Here is a 16735-nt window from a genome sequence, read left to right on the forward strand (position 1 = left end):
AAAAGTGTTTATTGAGATCTTACGTGTGACGATTGAAAAACAATAAATATAACCACATGAAAAAACTACTACAAAAACGTATTTTAATTCCGCTTGTAGCACTCACTATTTTTTTTAGCGGAACAGCATTTAAAAGTGACTTCTTCGAAATTGCTAAGCAAATAGAAATTTTTACAACACTTTTTAAAGAACTCAACATGAATTATGTTGATGAGACAAATCCTGGAGATTTAATGGATACTGCCATTAAAAGTATGCTTGCAGATTTAGATCCATACACGAACTATTATAACGAACAAGATGTAGAGTCGGCGAGAATCAATAATGCAGGAGATTATACTGGTATTGGTGCTAATGTGTTGACACTAAAAGATAGATTGGTGATTGTTGAGCCTTACAAGGATTATGCAGCAGACAAAGCGGGTTTAAAAGCTGGCGACCAGATTATCAAAGTAGATAATGTTGTTGTTGCAGATTTTAAAGACGATGCAGGAAACTTGCTACAAGGTGGAGCAGGTACTAGTGTTGAAGTGACCTACATAAGACAAGGTAAAACATTAAATGCAACGATACAACGTGAGGCTGTAGACATCCATGCAGTACCTCACTACTCTATGATAAACGAAAATACTGGATATATTGTTCTTCGAAAATTTAACGCCAAAGCATCCGCTGAGACTAAAAGCGCACTTCGAGATTTAAAGAATCAAGGTGCTGAGAAACTAATTTTAGATCTGCGTGGAAATCCAGGTGGTTTATTAAGAGAAGCAGTAAATGTTACTAATATTTTTGTACCCAAGAATCAATTGGTAGTGACCACAAAATCTAAAGTAGAAAAATACAACAAAACCTATTACACAAAAAATGAACCGATGGATACCAAAATCCCTTTGGTTGTTTTAATTGATGGCTCTAGTGCATCAGCAAGTGAAATTGTATCTGGTGCTTTACAAGATTTAGATCGTGCGGTAATTATTGGAGTACGTAGTTTTGGAAAAGGTCTCGTACAGCGTCCTAAAAAATTAACTTACGGCACACAGATGAAAATTACAATTTCTAGATATTATACACCCTCTGGACGCTGTATCCAAGCACTTGATTATTGGAATCGTGACGAAAACGGAAAAGCAACACGTACAAAACAAGAAAATTATAACGCCTTTAAAACTAAAAAAGGAAGAACGGTTTATGATGGTGGAGGTGTACAACCAGATCTAGAATTAGAGGCTACTAAATTGAGCCCTATTACTAAAGCGATCATAGATGAAAATCTAATTTTTAAATATGCTACGCAATATTATTACAACCATCCCGCTCCAGACGATATGATGAAATTTGAACTTAGGGAAGCTGAATTTAACAGTTTTAAAAACTTCTTAAGTGCTAATAGCTTTAGTTTTGAAACTAAAACAGAAAAAGCCTTTGCAACTGCATTATCTGTAGCAAAAGAAGAGGAACTCAATAGTGAGATTGATGACGACTATTCCAACTTAATTTCGTCATTAAATACATATAAAAACAAGGCAATAGACGACAATAAAACACAATTATTGTCTTTACTCTCTGATGAAATTGTTAAACGTTATTTCTATCGAGAAGGTCTATATACATATTATGTTTCTAATAACTTTGAAATTCAAAAAGGTCTAGAAATACTTAAAAATCCATCAAATTATTTGGGCTATTTAGATTGATATTGAATTAAATTCGACGAAAGCATTTAAAAAAATTATATTTAAATAATGTTTTCAATACTAATATGAAAAAACTACTACTAATAACGCTTCTGTTTTCTCAACTTTTGATCGCTCAAAAGGAGTTTACACATGAAGTGTATTTTGAGACAGAGGCGTTTGAAGTACCTACAACAGAGCACAATAGATTATTAATGTTTTTATCAGAGATAGAAAGTATTGATATTTCAAAAGTTTCTATTTATGGGTTTACAGATGATAGAGGTAGTGATGGTTATAACTTAAAACTGTCGCAGGATCGTGCTAATTCAATAAAAACCATATTTTCTAATAACGAATTTGATGAATCTGTGATTACTAATGTTGATGGTAAAGGAAAAATTTTACTCAAACTAATCAAAGAAAATGATTTAAGTAAAATAAGAGGTCTTAACCGCAAAGTTGAGATTATTGTATCTTCTGTATTTCCTCCAAAACCCAAAGAAGCTCCAGAAGTAGTAGAAGCTAAAAAAAGAGAAGCTACAGAGCTTTTAAAAGGTGAGTTAAAAGCAGGAGATAAATTTGAGCTCAATAACATGCTGTTTAAAACAGGTTACAGTAAACTATTACCAGAATCTAAAGAAACACTTAAAGAAATTGCTGATATTCTCGTAGAACGAAAGGATTTATACTTTACCATTCAAGGTCACGTATGCTGTACAAAAAACAGTAGAGATGCTATAGATCGTAAAACTAAAAAACGTAATCTTTCTGTTGCTCGAGCAAAGTTTATCTATGAATATCTAGCAAAAAAAGGTGTTAATAAAAGACGTATGAAATATGTTGGAATGCGTAGAAAGTTTCCGTTGGGTGGCGAACCAAAATTAGACCGTCGCGTAGAAATTTTAATTACTTATGTAGGTGAAGATAATTAACTTCTAATCATTCCTATGTGCGGAATCCCATCTTCTAAATACTCCTCACCTACTTCAAAAAATTCAAGATTATTATAGAAACGCTTTAAATACGTTTGAGCAGAAATTTTGATTTTAGTTTCCTTATAATATGTTTTTATAGCGTCAACCGAAACATTCATAATATCACATCCGTACTTATGTTGGCGTTCACATTCACTCACCACTACTCTACCAATACTAGCATATTCAAAATAATCACCGGATTTAAATACTCTAGTGTAAGCAACAACTTTATTATTTTTAAATCCGACAATATGTAGTGCTTTTTGATCTTTCCCATCAATATCTTGATAGACACAATCTTGTTCTACAACAAAGACCTCACTTCTTAATTGAAGAATGTTATAAAGTTCTTGAGTAGTTAATTCTGTAAATTTTTTTACTTTTATATCTATCATAGTTCTTTGTCACACTAAGGGTAATCAAAGTGTCTTTTTACATTTATGAATGCTTTATTACTCATTCGTCCTTATCTAAATCCATCAAATATGTGAATCTTTAATTTTAAAATATTTTTTAATCCTGAACAATCACATCTTTATCTCCACATTTTCCATACTCTGGTTGGATATTAACATGATTGATTCCGAAGTTATAAAATACCATCTCTTCTACATCATGTAATATTACATCAAATTGAGATAAAGTAATATTCTCCTCAAAATCTATATGTGCTTCTAAATGAATTTCATCTTCATTGAGTTGCCAAATATGAACATGATGTACATTTTTTATAGCTCCTATTTGTTGAATATCTTTAACAATATCCTCTACTAGAATTTGATCAGGAGTAAACAACATCAATACTTTAAAGGAATCTTTTAATAAATCATAACCCATATAAATAAGATATAAGGCTATTGCAAAAGTTAAGACGCTATCCACCCAAAACATCTGATAATACTTCATCAATAATCCACCAATAAAAACTGCAACACTTGCCATCATATCTGTTAACAGGTGAAGATAAGCACTTTTTATATTCATATTAGTTTCGCTATCTTTTTTAAGTAAGAGCACACTAAAACCGTTACCTAAAATAGCTACTAAAGATAGCCAAATTACTACGTTAGACTCAATCTCTTGCGGATTTTGAAAACGTTTCACAGCTTCGATAATTAGTAAAATAGCAACTATAATTAAGGTCGCAGCATTAATAAAGGCTGCTAAAATTTCGGCACGTTTATAACCGAATGTTTTTTGAAGAGATGCTTTACGTTTTGAGAGTCGATTAGCAATATAACTAATAATTAAAGAGATCACATCACTAAAATTATGGAGCGCATCACTTAATAATGATAAACTACCTGAAAGTAATCCACCAATAACTTGTGCCACAGTAATAACTATATTTAAAAAGATAGAAATGATAAGATTTCTTCCCTTTAAATCGTCATGAGAATGGGAATGATTGTGAGAATGTGAGTTACCCATGAGCTATAAATTTTAGATGGATACTAACATGGAATAGGGATTTTATCCACACGGTTTTGATGACGTCCACCTTCAAAATCAGTATTTAAAAAGGTATCCACAATCTCAATTGCTTGTTGTAAAGCAGTATATCGTGCAGGAATACAACAAATATTAGCATTATTATGTTGTCTTGTAAGTGCTGTAATTTCTTTAGTCCAACAAATACCAGCTCTTACTTTTTGATGTTTATTTGCAGTCATTGCAACGCCATTAGCACTTCCGCAAATTAAAATACCAAAGTCTACTTTTTTATCAGCGACATCATTAGCAATAGGATGTACATAATCTGGATAATCAACACTGTCGTTTGCGTTTGTTCCATAGTTATTAACAGTATATCCTTTCGCTTCTAAATATGCAGTAATGGCTTGTTTATAATCCGTTCCCGCATGATCGTTACCTATTGAAATTGTCATAATTTGGTATGTTTTTTAAAACCTTAAAGTTAATAATTGCTTACAAATAAACCACAGTAAGACATAGATAGTTATTCATAACATTTATGTTTGATGACGATGTCGCTTTCTTCGGAAATAGGCGTTGTTAACATCTATGGTGATCTGTATTCATTACTTGTTCATATCTTATCTTAAGTACTTAAAAGTTTTCTTAGGATTATCCAGTAATTTTCCCAATCAAAAATAGAACCTTAGTAACCTAAAAAGTTAACCTTTTTTTTTGGTAAAGTTATCACCATTAAATTTGACCATGCTAACATAAAATTTAAAAATACTTATCATGTTTATGTTGTCAATAGAGGTTATCAACAGCTGTTAATAGCTTTATAAATTAGCTTTACAATCAGCCTTTTAAATGTTAACTTAATGTTAACTATATATTAAGTAATTGTGATAAGTCACATATCAAAGTAAAGTATAATAAAGTTATAGCGACTATTAACACACTATAATAAGCACCATTTTATTTTTTAAATTTTAAAAGAAAACTGATGTTATGTATATATGTGTTGATAAGTGTGAAATTTTATTTTTTTCAGTTTACTAAGCCTAAACAAAAATCAATTCATGTGTACGTTTTAACTTCCGAAACAAAAATAGTTTAAAACGGTTAAGAGTGTTTTATAAAATTTGAATGAGAACTAAACGCTTTAAAAATTTGATTATAAAGTAGTTAAATAAACTGTTATCCTTTATATTTGTAAGAAAATAATACAGTTATGAAAAAAATTACTTTACTTTTTTTGTTATTACCTTTTTTAGGGTTGAGTCAGGTTCAGATTGGGCAGGATATTGATGGAGTGAATGAATTAAGTACAGCTGGATATGCTGTAGCTTTAAATTTTGATGGATCTATTTTAGCTTTAGGTGTTCCAAATGAAAGCGTTATAGGTAACAGTTTTGGTGCTGTAAGGGTTTATGAAAATCAGAATAATACATGGGTTCAAATAGGAGAAGATATTGATGGTGTTTCTTCTAGTGATTTTTTTGGTCTGGCATTAAGTATAAATAATCAAGGAACTAAAATTGTTATAGGTTCTTATAGTAATGATAATGGAATTAATTCTGGCCAAACAAAAGTTTTTGAGAACCAGTCTGATTCTTGGGTACAAATAGGACAGGATATTAATGGAGTAACAACAAATGATTACTCTGGTTCTTCAGTAAGTATTAATGCAGAGGGTGATGTTATAGCTATTGGAGCTCCTTTAAATGACGGTATTGCTAATAATACCGGTCATGTTAGGGTATATGAATATCAGGTTAATTCTTGGGTTCAAATTGGAGAAGATATAGAGGGTGAAGCTTTTAATGACAGACTTGGTTCTTCAGTTAGTTTGAATGACGAAGGTAATATTTTAGCTATTGGTGCGCCTTTATACGATGCAAACAGTGTAGATTCTGGATATGTTAAAATTTATGGGAATCAATCAGGATTTTGGGTTCAAATAGGTCGAAATATAAATGGAGCAGATCAAGGTGATATTTTAGGTGAAAGATCAGGATCGGCGATTAGTTTAAATGCAAATGGTAATATCGTTGCAATTGGAGCTCCTAGAGGTGATGATATTGAAACTAACTCGGGTAATGTAAGAGTGTATGAAAATGTATCTGGTATATGGACTCAAATAGGATTAGATATAATTGGAAATGGAGAGGGTTCAAACGATAATTCGGGATACTCTATTAGTTTAAATGATATGGGTAATATATTAATTATAGGAGCTCCTGCAATCGATAATGCTAATAAAACTGGATATGCTCGTATTTTTAAATATCAACTTGATTCTTGGGTTCAAGTTGGAGTAGATATTAATGGAGATATAAATCAAGATCAATTTGGATTTTCAGTAACTATAAATACTGAAGGAAGTATTGTTGCGGTTGGAGCACCTTACCATGATGCAACTGCAAACACTGAAGATTTTGGTCATACAAGAGTTTTTAGTATTGTTCCAGAATTAGCAATATTAGAGGTTGTAGAAGACATCCTAGGAAACACAAACGGTATTAACGTAACAGCAGACCAGTTAAATAGTATTACTGGAGTTTCTGGAGCAATAGAAGGTATTAATTATACGACAGCTATAGCTAATGGTACATTTGTAGATGAAAACAATCCAACAGCTGCAGAAATACAAGCTATTATTAATCAAGTAAATAATGCTTTAAGTCTTAATGAAAATGATGTATTTAATTTCAAACTCTACCCAAACCCAACAAAAAATCAATTCATAATTCAGCTAGATCCTTTAGTACAATTACAAAAAGTAGCTATCTACAATACCTTAGGTCAAGTGGTTTTAACTTCCGAAGAAAAAAATATAAATACCTCTACATTATCGAGTGGTTCTTACATTGTTGAGATCATAACTAACAATGGAAAAAGCTCTAAAAAACTGATTATAGAATAAATTATGATGTAAAAATAATAATAAAGACCTGCTCATTTAACAGGTCTTTTTCATTAACTTAACACTCTCTAAACATGATTAAATAATTAAACCGTAGATTTGTAGAAACTTAATACTTCCATTACCGGTTTCACAACCTATAATTAAAGTGAAAACGTTAACTCTTCTCTATAAGAATTAAGTCTAAAAACGATAAGATTCCATGTTTCAAAGGAATTATAATGATTACAATTTAAATGACAAATAAGAAAAAAAGGAAACCTTCACATAACAAGATTTCCAACCTTACAAATACAATTCTAAGTATTTTAAAAAAAGATAGAAACCAAACTTTCAACCATAAACAAATTGCTGCTAAACTTGGTGTTAATGATGCCAGTAGTAGAAATCAAATTATAAAGAAACTTCAAGAGCTTAAGGCTAAAAACGAGATTGAAGAAATTGATCGTGGAAAATTTAAAGCTATTGTTAATACAGAGTATCATACAGGTCGTGTAGATATGGCATCCAGAGGTTCTGGATATATTATCTGCGATGACTTTGAAGACGATGTTTATATTTCTTCAAACAATATGAACAAAGCACTTCATGGTGATGAGGTAGAATTTTACGCCTACAAACGCAAAAATCGCGGTAAGAAGGAAGGTGAAGTCACTAATATTATTAAGCGTGCAAAAACGGAATATGTTGGTGTCATTCAAATTAACGAAAAAAAGAATTTCGCTTTTGTAGTTGTTGATAGTAACAAAATGTACAAAGATATTTTTGTGCCTATCAATAAAATTAATAAAGCAGAAGAAGGTGATAAAGTATTAGTATCTCTTGAAGAATGGCCAGAAAAAGCCGATTCTCCTTCTGGTAAAGTCCTTAAGGTTTTAGGTAAACCAGGAGAACACAATACCGAAATTCACGCCATTCTTGCAGAATACGGTTTACCATTAGAATTCCCGCACGAAGTTGAGGAGTTTGCTAATAAAATTGATACTTCAATTACTAAAGAGGAAATTGCAAAACGTCGTGATATGCGACAAGATTTAACTTTTACTGTAGATCCAAAGGATGCAAAAGATTTTGATGATGCATTATCGTTTAAAGTTTTAGATAATGGTTTATATGAAATAGGAATCCATATTGCAGATGTATCTCACTATTTAAAAGAAGGAACTATTTTAGATGATGAAGCTTACGAGCGTGCAACTTCTGTATATTTAGTAGATAGAGTGGTACCTATGCTTCCAGAAATTTTATCAAATGGTGCGTGTTCATTACGTCCACACGAAGAGAAGTATACTTTTTCTGCAGTGTTTAAATTGAATGATAAAGCTCAAATTAAAGACCAATGGTTTGGTAGAACAGTGACCTACTCTGATGCTCGTTTTGCATATGAAGAAGCACAGGCTATAATAGAAACTAAATCTAATGATATTCCTAAAGAAGTTTCATTAACAGGTAAAGCATATAAAGCAGATCAAGCTGTGGCAGACGCGGTATTAAAAATGGATGAACTCGCTAAAATTATGCGTAATAAACGTATGAGTTCTGGAGCTATTTCGTTTGACAAAGTGGAAGTTAAATTCAATTTAGATGACCAAGCAAATCCAGTTGGAGTTTACTTTAAAACGAGTAAAGATGCTAATAAATTGATTGAAGAGTTTATGTTATTAGCTAACAAAAAAGTAGGTGAATTTATAGGGAAACAAAAGAAAACTTTTGTGTATCGAGTGCATGATGAGCCTAAAGATGAAAAACTGGCAACACTTCAAAATGTAGTTGGACGTTTTGGATATAAACTAGATTTTAAAGATAAAAAAAGCGTGTCGTCATCATTAAATAATTTATTGAAAGAGGTCAACGGTAAAAAAGAACAAAACTTAGTAGATACATTAACGATTCGAACCATGAGTAAGGCTGAATATTCCACAAAGAATATTGGTCATTATGGTTTAGCATTTGACTATTACAGTCACTTTACTTCACCTATTCGTCGGTATCCAGATGTGATGGCACATCGTTTATTACAACAGTATTTAGATGGCGAAAAATCCGTAAATCAAGATGCTTATGAAGACAAATGTAACCATTGCAGTAACATGGAAAATCTTGCGACAAAAGCCGAAAGAGATTCTATTAAATACATGCAAATTCGTTTTATGGAAGATCATAAAAACGAAAACTTTGTAGGGGTGATTTCTGGTGTGACAGATTGGGGAATTTACATAGAAATTATTGAGAATAAGTGTGAAGGTATGGTCAGCGTTCGTGATATGAAAGACGATCACTATCAGTTTGATGAAGATCATTACGCACTCATTGGTAAAAATTCAAAAACGATGTATCAATTGGGTGACGAGGTCGTTGTGAAAGTTAAAAACACAGACTTAGTTAAAAAGCATTTAGACTTTACTTTGATAGGTAAACATATAGATGAGTAATTATTTTGGCGTTACCTAAAGGTCAGGCTGTTCGTTATATCTTTTGGTAAAAAACCAAAAGGATGCCACTTCCATCCTTAACGCAGATGGTGAAAATTAAAATTATTTATTGTTAAAATAAATAAACGTGATGTTGAACTTAATTCTGCATCACGTATTTTTATAGCTGTAACATTTCCGAAGAAAATAACACCAATAACAAAACCATTGATCATGATACTAACCACAACAAATTCTATAGAGGGATTTAAAATTGTAGAATATAAAGGCATTGTAACTGGTATTGCTTACGATTCTAGCTATAAGCACAAAGGCACGAAAATGTCTTTTAAAGACATGTTTAATACGAGTAAATATTGCGAAGGTTATGCTGAGGGCTTAGAAGAAATTAAGGGAAAAGCATTTCGTAAACTTCAAGAGAATGCTAAAGCTTTAAATGCAAATGCAGTGGTAGGTATTAAAATAGATATAGAACCACTAGCAAATTCTCATACTTTGATTGTATCTATAACAGGAACTGCTGTGACTGTAGCTTAGCTAATAATTCATTAATTAAGTTTGTAACAAATTCTAAAATTTGTGTCTAAGAAATACATTCTTTTTTAGAACTGTAACAATTTGTTTTGGCAGTCATCTTTAATATAGAAACAGACGTAAATACACTAAAACATATTTAAAATGAAAATTTTTATAACTGCTACATTTTTATTTATCACAACCTTGCTAACTGCGCAAAACCCTAAAGAAATAGGCGTTGGAGAGTTTAATGAAGTTAAAGTTTATGATTTAATTGTTGTAAACCTGATCAATTCAAACGAAGCAAAAGTTGTAATTACGGGAGACGATATTGAAGATGTTGAGCTTATTAATAAAGATGGAAAGCTTAAAATTCGTATGAAATTCGATAAAACATTCAACGGTACGAATACATTCGTTTCTGTGTATTACACAAGCATTGATATTATTGATGGAAATGAAGGAGCCTTTATCACGTCAAATGAACTTATAGAGCAAAACCAAATAGAACTTCGTGCTCAAGAAGGTGCACAGTTAAAAATTGGTTTAGATGTAGATCAAGTTAATATTAAAGCAGTTTCTGGTGGTATTATAGAAACTAGAGGTAAAGCGATATCACAAAATATTACACTTAACACAGGAGGTATTTATGAGGGTAAATCATTTGAAACCCAAAATACGACGGTTAATATTAGGGCTGCTGGAGAGGCAGATGTCAACGCTTCAAAAATGGTGGATGCCAAAGTTATTGCTGGTGGTGATGTTTATATTTACGGAAACCCAGAGCACGTGAAACAAAAAACCACCTTAGGAGGTAGAATTAAACGTGTCAATTAAACAGAAAATCAACGTAGTGAGTACCATACTTTTTTATTAGATTTGTAGGAAAGCTATTCTCTAACTATGTTTGATGATATTTTGGCAGCTATTCCTTTTGGGATAATCCTTGCGTTCACAATAGGTCCAGTATTTTTTGTACTGCTAGAGACCAGCGCGACCAAAGGATTTAAAAGTGCACTCATTTTTGATTTTGGTGTGATGTTAGCCGATATTGTTTTTATTCTTCTTGCATTTTATAGTACTAATAAATTAGTAGATAAGCTTAAAGATGATCCTAATTTTATCGTTTTTGGAGGTGTTCTATTAGTCACTTATGGAACAATTTCTTTTGTAAAAACATCTAAATCATTTAGAGCAATTGTTAGAGAGTATCACAAAGTTGAAATTCAGAAAAATGCCTTTGGAAAGCTTTTTATTAAAGGATTCCTTCTTAATTTCATAAACATTGGAGTCTTAATTGGCTGGCTTGGATTTATCGTTATAGGAAGTACAATCACAGAGTCTAAAAATGGAGTGGAAGTATTTATAGCAACCATGTTAACCGTTTATTTTTTAACAGACCTACTAAAAATTGCAGCAGCAAAACGATTAAGAAATAAACTTACACCACGACTTATTTTTAAAACTAAAAAAATAGTAGCACTAGCTATTTTAGGGTTTGGAATACTATTGTTGGTACAAGGCTTTTTTCCGAAGGGAAAAGAACGACTTCAAGAGGAAATTGAGCACCGTTTATAAAACGTCTAAACGATGGTAAAAACTGAATATCGCATTTATGTTGTAGAATTATCCAAAAGAGTATTCACAGAAAACAGAAAGTTTAGAGAAGCTAATCCGCAATTTAATGGTGTTTTAGAGTGTCTCTATGTTGGTATGACTAGTAAAACGCCAAAAGAGCGCTTTTTACAACATAAAACAGGTTATAGAAATAAGAAGGGTTATAAGATATCTGCAAACATTGTAGAACAATATGGTTCTTATTTAAGACCAAGTCTTTATAACCATATTGATCCAATGGCCACGAGAGCAGAGGCGCTTAAAATGGAGGAGACGTTGGCTTTGGAGCTGAGAAGACAACGTTATGCAGTTTGGTTTAATTAACAGATTCTTGGGAAGTTAGCGATCTTAATTAAGTTAGTAATTACTTAATTATCAGATTTAACTTTATAGGCGACGCTCACGTGTTACTCTGTCGAGATGATAAGTGATAAATTTTGAATAACAAAAGAGGGGTTTAGAAAGTCACTTTTTTTTGAGTTGTTGAACGTCTCGAAAATTCGGTAGAACTGCGATACTAAATTACTATACGTTTTCTTAAAATTTAAAACATAAAAAAACCCGCAACGTAAGTTGAAGGTTTTTTGAGGTGTCGAGCGGATTCGAACCGCTGTAGATGGTGTTGCAGACCATTGCCTAGCCACTCGGCCACGACACCTGTTTTCCTTTTTAAAGGCATCTCGTTATTTCTAGCGAGTTGGCAAATTTATAAAAAATTACCGTTTAATAACAGAAACCCTTACTTTTTTCGTCTTTCGGTCATTTTTATTGTGACGCTTTCAACGTCTCCACCTATTGGAGGATTTAATTTACTAACACTGACAGTTGCTTTTTTTACTAATTTTTCTTCGGAAAAGATTCGTGTCAACATACGTTTTGCAACCGTTTCTAGGAGTTTTGAGGGTTTAGACATTTCTTCTTTTGCTATTTTATTTAGCAATACATAATCTACGGTATCGCTTAATTTATCTGTTTTTACCGACGTTTTTAAATCTGCTTTAACCTCAATATCTACACGGTAGTCACTACCAATTTTTGTTTCTTCTTTTAAACAGCCGTGATGTGCAAAAACTCTTATATTTTCAACTTTTATTATTCCCAAAACGTTTTATTTTATTACAAAGATATAACGCAATTATCAATTATACATCGTATCGATATTCAATGTTGAATTGATATTATATTTAATAACTTTGTCTATTATTTCAAAACATATGTCTGAAGAAACAAAAGCGCTCAATTTTATAGAGCACATTATAGAAGAGGATTTGCAAAACGGCTTATCAAAGGATAAACTTCGTTTTCGCTTTCCGCCAGAGCCTAATGGTTATTTACACATTGGCCATACAAAGGCTATTGGGATTAGTTTTGGTTTGGGTGAAACATATAATGCACCAGTAAACTTGCGTTTTGATGATACTAACCCAGCAAAAGAAGAACAAGAATATGTCGATGCGATTAAGCGTGATATTGAATGGTTAGGCTATGAGTGGGCTAATGAGGTTTATTCTTCAGATTATTTTCAAACGCTTTATGATTGGGCGGTTCAATTGATTAAAGACGGAAACGCTTATGTCGATTCTCAGTCTAGCGAAGCCATGTCAGCGCAAAAAGGGACACCGACCCAACCAGGAGTTGATGGTCCGTATCGTAATAGATCTGTAGAAGAAAATTTGGACTTATTCCAAAAAATGAAAGCGGGAGAATATGACGAAGGTTCACATATTTTGCGTGCAAAAATTGATATGCAGCATGTTAATATGCATATGCGTGACCCTTTGATGTATCGTGTTTTGAAGAAGCATCACCATAGAACAGGAAATGATTGGTGTATTTATCCAATGTATGACTGGACGCATGGCGAAAGTGACTATATAGAACAGATATCACACAGTTTGTGTTCTTTGGAGTTTAAGCCTCATAGAGAGCTTTACGACTGGTTTAAGGAACACGTGTATGATTATGCAGCAGATAAACTACCAATGCAACCAAAACAGCGTGAATTTGCACGTTTAAACTTGAGTTACACCATTATGAGTAAACGAAAGTTGCTCAAATTAGTAGAACAAAAATTGGTTTCTGGTTGGGATGATCCAAGAATGCCTACAATTTCAGGCTTAAGACGACGTGGTTACACACCAAATTCTATTCGTACATTTATAGAAAAGGTCGGTGTTGCCAAGCGTGAAAACGTGATTGATGTATCGTTACTAGAATTCTGTATTCGTGAAGATTTAAATTATTCAGCACCGAGAATAATGGCTGTTTTGGATCCGATAAAAGTGGTGATTACTAATTACCCAAATGACAAAGTAGAATGGCTTGAGGCAGAAAATAATCAAGAAGATGACAGCGCAGGTTGTAGAAAAGTGCCATTTTCTAAGGAGTTATACATCGAAAAAGCAGATTTTAAAGAAGAAGCAAACAGCAAGTTTTTTAGATTGAAAGTAGGAAGCGAAGTGCGTCTTAAAAATGCGTATATCATAAAAGCAGAAAGTGTTGTAAAAGATGCCAATGGAAACATTACTGAAATTCATTGCACGTATACTACAGATACCGAAAGGAAAGTTAAAGGCACACTGCATTGGGTGTCTATTCAGCACGCTATAAAAGCAGAGGTGAGAGAATACGACCGTTTGTTTATGGATGAAGCTCCAGACAGTCATCAAGACACAGATTTTATGGAGTTTATAAATCCAAATTCACTTAAAATTATTGACGCTTTTGTAGAACCAAGTGTCTTAGAAGCTCAAGTTGGTGATCGTTTCCAGTTTCAACGCTTAGGCTACTTTAACGTGGATAACGACTCGAAAGCAGAACATTTGGTGTTTAACAAAATTGTGGGTTTAAGGGACTCTTGGGAGAAACAAAAACCGAATCCACAGCAGCAAAATAATAAACCGCAACAAGCACAGCACAAACGACCAGCTATTGAGGCGATCAAGCAACTCGGTAAAAAATACACCAATGTACCAGAAGAAAAACAGTTAATATCTAAAGCCGAAATTATAAAACTTTCTGAAGAGGTGACTTACGAGGATTTACAGCCTTTATTTAACACAGCGGCTAAAAAAGCAGGAACGCGAATTGCAACGATGATTGCCTTAAGGGTGTTGTTAAAAAACGGACAAGAACGCAACTCAGATATAGAGGAGTTTATAACAAAGGCAAAAGATGATAAAAATGAGCTTTTAGTGGCGGAAGCTAACGCTATTTAAGCCTATTCGTAGGTAAACTAAAAACCTTAAAGACAATCACTTTGAGGTTTTTTGTACATTTATGGAAATTTTGTTAGCTTTTGTTTCATACCTCAAAGTTTAGCTTTTGTGTTGTAATGAGGTTTTTTTTATAAACGTAGCATGACTACGGTTTTTACAAAAAGCAAGATTAGAGTGCAAATGGCAATTTTGCGGGCGAAAGAAAAGGCTAAGGAGAGTTTATTAACTAACTTTAATCAATTTATATCATGGATTTTAATTATTTGGCAATTGTTGTTGCCGCAGTAGTACCTGTTGTTTTAGGTTTTATTTGGTATAACCCAAAAGTATTTGGAGTGGCTTGGATGCGAGCAGCAGAAATGACAGAGGCCAAAATTAAAGGTGGCAATATGGCCATAATATTTAGCGTGTCATTAGTCTTATCAGTCATCCTAGCTTTTTTTACAAATTTTTTAGTGATTCACGAATTTGGAGTTTACGGTTTGACCGGAGGTAATCTGGATGCAGCAACCACTCAAGCTTTTCTTGAAGAGTTTGAAGGTACATGGCGCACTTATAAACATGGCGCTTTACATGGCGCAATGGCAGGTATAATGTTTGCTTTACCAGTAATTGGAATAAATGCCTTGTTTGAACGTAAAAATTTTAAATATATCCTGATAAATGCAGGCTATTGGATTGTTTGCTTAACAATTATGGGTAGCATTATTTCTGGATGGATTGCATAAACTTTAATCATTTAACACTTTTTAAAGGCTTAAAATTATATTTTTAGCCTTTATTTTTTTGCATTGATACACTACAAACTATACAATTCTGTAAACGATTTACCTGAGTCTTGGGATCTGCTTCCTAGTCAAGACCTTTTTTTAAAACGTCCGTTTTTAAAAGCGCTAGAAAATTCTAGCCCAAGTAATATATCGACCTATTTTATCGGTGTTTTTTCTTCGGAAATTTTAGTGGGTATTACCATTATTCAACGGGTTAAAATGTACGTAGATGATGTCTTTAGAAAAACGTCTAATCCTTTTTTTAAGCGCTGCGGAAAAGTGCTGATCTCAAAGATTGTTAAAGGAAATGCACTTATCGTCGGTAATTTAATGCAGACAGGTCAGCATGGGCTTTACTTTAATGCAGAGCACATAACACAAGATCGGTTTCTAGATACCGTTTCAGAAGGTTTAAAAGCATTATCAAAACAAATCAAAACCAGGCATAATAAAAAAATACGTATTATTGGTTTTAAGGACTATTTTGAAGATGATCCAATTCATGGGAGTCAGGCCTTTTTCCGAAGAGAAAAATTATACAAAGCACAAGTGCAACCCAATATGATTTTTGAGGTAAACACGAATTGGAAGTCACCTCAAGACTACGTCTCTACTTTTAATAAAAAATATCGTAGACGCTATAAAACAGCACTAAAAAAGAGCGATACTATTCAACGCAAAGAACTTTTTCTTAATGAGGTATTATCGCTTAGTGGTCAATTGTATGAATTATATGAGAACGTGTCTGATAACGCAGGAATTAACTCATTCAAATTACATAAAAAGCACTTTTATAATTTAAAACTGGAGCTTAAAGAGGACTTTAAATTGTTTGGTTATTTTATAGATCATCAGCTCGTAGGCTTCTATACTCTAATTTTAAATCACAGCAAGTTAGAGACTTATTTTTTAGGTTATAATCAAGCGCTTCAGCACAAACATCAAATGTATCTCAATATGTTATTTGATATGGCATCGTTTGGGATTGAACACCAATATAAACAGGTTATTTTTGCAAGAACAGCCATGGAAATTAAGAGTTCTGTTGGAGCAAAACCACATCATATGTCTTTGTATTTAAAACACACTAATAGTGTGATTGCAAATACGATTTTAAAGGCTGTCGTTAAGTACGCTAATCCCGTTAGAGATTGGGATGAACGACATCCGTTTTCATAAAAAAA

Annotated in this window: 15 protein-coding genes and 1 tRNA gene; 11 read left to right on the forward strand and 5 right to left on the reverse strand. The window is 32.7% G+C overall.

Going from position 1 to position 16735, the window contains the following annotated elements; genetic code table 11:
* Positions 1 to 56: 56 nt before the first annotated feature.
* Both H593_RS0100160 and H593_RS0100165 read left to right on the forward strand, forming a co-directional pair.
* Entirely contained in the window at positions 57 to 1694 is a 1638-nt protein-coding gene (locus tag H593_RS0100160; protein WP_028870540.1) for a S41 family peptidase, read from the forward strand.
* 65 nt (positions 1695 to 1759) lie between these two features.
* Positions 1760 to 2608 carry an OmpA family protein gene (locus H593_RS0100165; RefSeq protein ID WP_028870541.1) on the forward strand — a complete coding sequence of 283 codons (849 nt, stop codon included), beginning with the start codon at positions 1760 to 1762 and terminating at the stop codon, positions 2606 to 2608.
* Here the strand turns inward: H593_RS0100165 and H593_RS0100170 are convergent.
* From H593_RS0100170 to rpiB, 3 genes are all read right to left on the reverse strand, one after another.
* Positions 2605 to 3048 carry a GNAT family N-acetyltransferase gene (locus H593_RS0100170; protein WP_028870542.1) on the reverse strand — a complete coding sequence of 148 codons (444 nt, stop codon included), beginning with the start codon at positions 3046 to 3048 and terminating at the stop codon, positions 2605 to 2607. The genes H593_RS0100165 and H593_RS0100170 overlap by 4 nt on opposite strands.
* Positions 3049 to 3166: 118 nt before the next feature.
* Positions 3167 to 4084, reverse strand: coding sequence for a cation diffusion facilitator family transporter (locus tag H593_RS0100175; protein WP_028870543.1), 918 nt, complete (start codon positions 4082 to 4084; stop codon positions 3167 to 3169).
* Positions 4085 to 4107: 23 nt separating this feature from the next.
* Positions 4108 to 4542, reverse strand: coding sequence for a ribose 5-phosphate isomerase B (rpiB, locus tag H593_RS0100180; RefSeq protein ID WP_028870544.1), 435 nt, complete (start codon positions 4540 to 4542; stop codon positions 4108 to 4110).
* A 761-nt stretch (positions 4543 to 5303) separates the two neighbouring features.
* On the opposite strand from rpiB, the gene H593_RS0100185 reads away from it, so the two are divergent.
* From H593_RS0100185 to H593_RS0100215, 6 genes are all read left to right on the forward strand, one after another.
* On the forward strand, positions 5304 to 6998 hold the full coding sequence (locus H593_RS0100185; RefSeq protein ID WP_028870545.1) for a T9SS type A sorting domain-containing protein: 1695 nt from the start codon (positions 5304 to 5306) through the stop codon (positions 6996 to 6998).
* 236 nt (positions 6999 to 7234) lie between these two features.
* Positions 7235 to 9430, forward strand: a complete 2196-nt coding sequence (gene rnr / locus H593_RS0100190; protein WP_028870546.1) for a ribonuclease R — start codon at positions 7235 to 7237, stop codon at positions 9428 to 9430.
* Between the two features lie 213 nt (positions 9431 to 9643).
* Positions 9644 to 9967 (forward strand): YbjQ family protein, encoded by a 324-nt coding sequence (locus H593_RS0100200; protein ID WP_028870547.1) that lies wholly within the window; start codon positions 9644 to 9646, stop codon positions 9965 to 9967.
* A 141-nt stretch (positions 9968 to 10108) separates the two neighbouring features.
* Complete coding sequence (locus H593_RS0100205; protein WP_028870548.1) at positions 10109 to 10783, forward strand: head GIN domain-containing protein; 675 nt, start codon at positions 10109 to 10111, stop codon at positions 10781 to 10783.
* 66 nt (positions 10784 to 10849) lie between these two features.
* Positions 10850 to 11524, forward strand: coding sequence for a LysE family translocator (locus tag H593_RS0100210; RefSeq protein ID WP_028870549.1), 675 nt, complete (start codon positions 10850 to 10852; stop codon positions 11522 to 11524).
* 12 nt (positions 11525 to 11536) lie between these two features.
* Positions 11537 to 11887 carry a hypothetical protein gene (locus H593_RS0100215; RefSeq protein ID WP_028870550.1) on the forward strand — a complete coding sequence of 117 codons (351 nt, stop codon included), beginning with the start codon at positions 11537 to 11539 and terminating at the stop codon, positions 11885 to 11887.
* A 263-nt stretch (positions 11888 to 12150) separates the two neighbouring features.
* Here the strand turns inward: H593_RS0100215 and H593_RS0100220 are convergent.
* Positions 12151 to 12221, reverse strand: a tRNA-Cys gene (locus H593_RS0100220).
* Positions 12222 to 12302: 81 nt separating this feature from the next.
* Positions 12303 to 12665, reverse strand: coding sequence for a dihydroneopterin aldolase (gene folB / locus H593_RS0100225; protein ID WP_028870551.1), 363 nt, complete (start codon positions 12663 to 12665; stop codon positions 12303 to 12305).
* Positions 12666 to 12777: 112 nt separating this feature from the next.
* Here folB and H593_RS0100230 point away from each other — a divergent pair, with 112 nt between their 5' ends.
* The 3 genes from H593_RS0100230 to H593_RS0100240 all read left to right on the forward strand — a co-directional run bounded on the left by H593_RS0100230 (position 12778) and on the right by H593_RS0100240 (position 16730).
* Positions 12778 to 14781: a glutamine--tRNA ligase/YqeY domain fusion protein gene (locus H593_RS0100230; RefSeq protein WP_028870552.1), complete on the forward strand. Its 2004-nt coding sequence runs from the start codon at positions 12778 to 12780 to the stop codon at positions 14779 to 14781.
* A gap of 248 nt (positions 14782 to 15029) precedes the next feature.
* Entirely contained in the window at positions 15030 to 15509 is a 480-nt protein-coding gene (locus tag H593_RS0100235) for a DUF1761 domain-containing protein (protein WP_028870553.1), read from the forward strand.
* Between the two features lie 63 nt (positions 15510 to 15572).
* Positions 15573 to 16730 (forward strand): hypothetical protein, encoded by a 1158-nt coding sequence (locus tag H593_RS0100240; RefSeq protein WP_028870554.1) that lies wholly within the window; start codon positions 15573 to 15575, stop codon positions 16728 to 16730.
* Positions 16731 to 16735 lie beyond the last annotated feature (5 nt).

The sequence above is a fragment of the Psychroserpens burtonensis DSM 12212 genome (genome assembly GCF_000425305.1).
Classification (GTDB): Bacteria; Bacteroidota; Bacteroidia; order Flavobacteriales; family Flavobacteriaceae; genus Psychroserpens; species Psychroserpens burtonensis.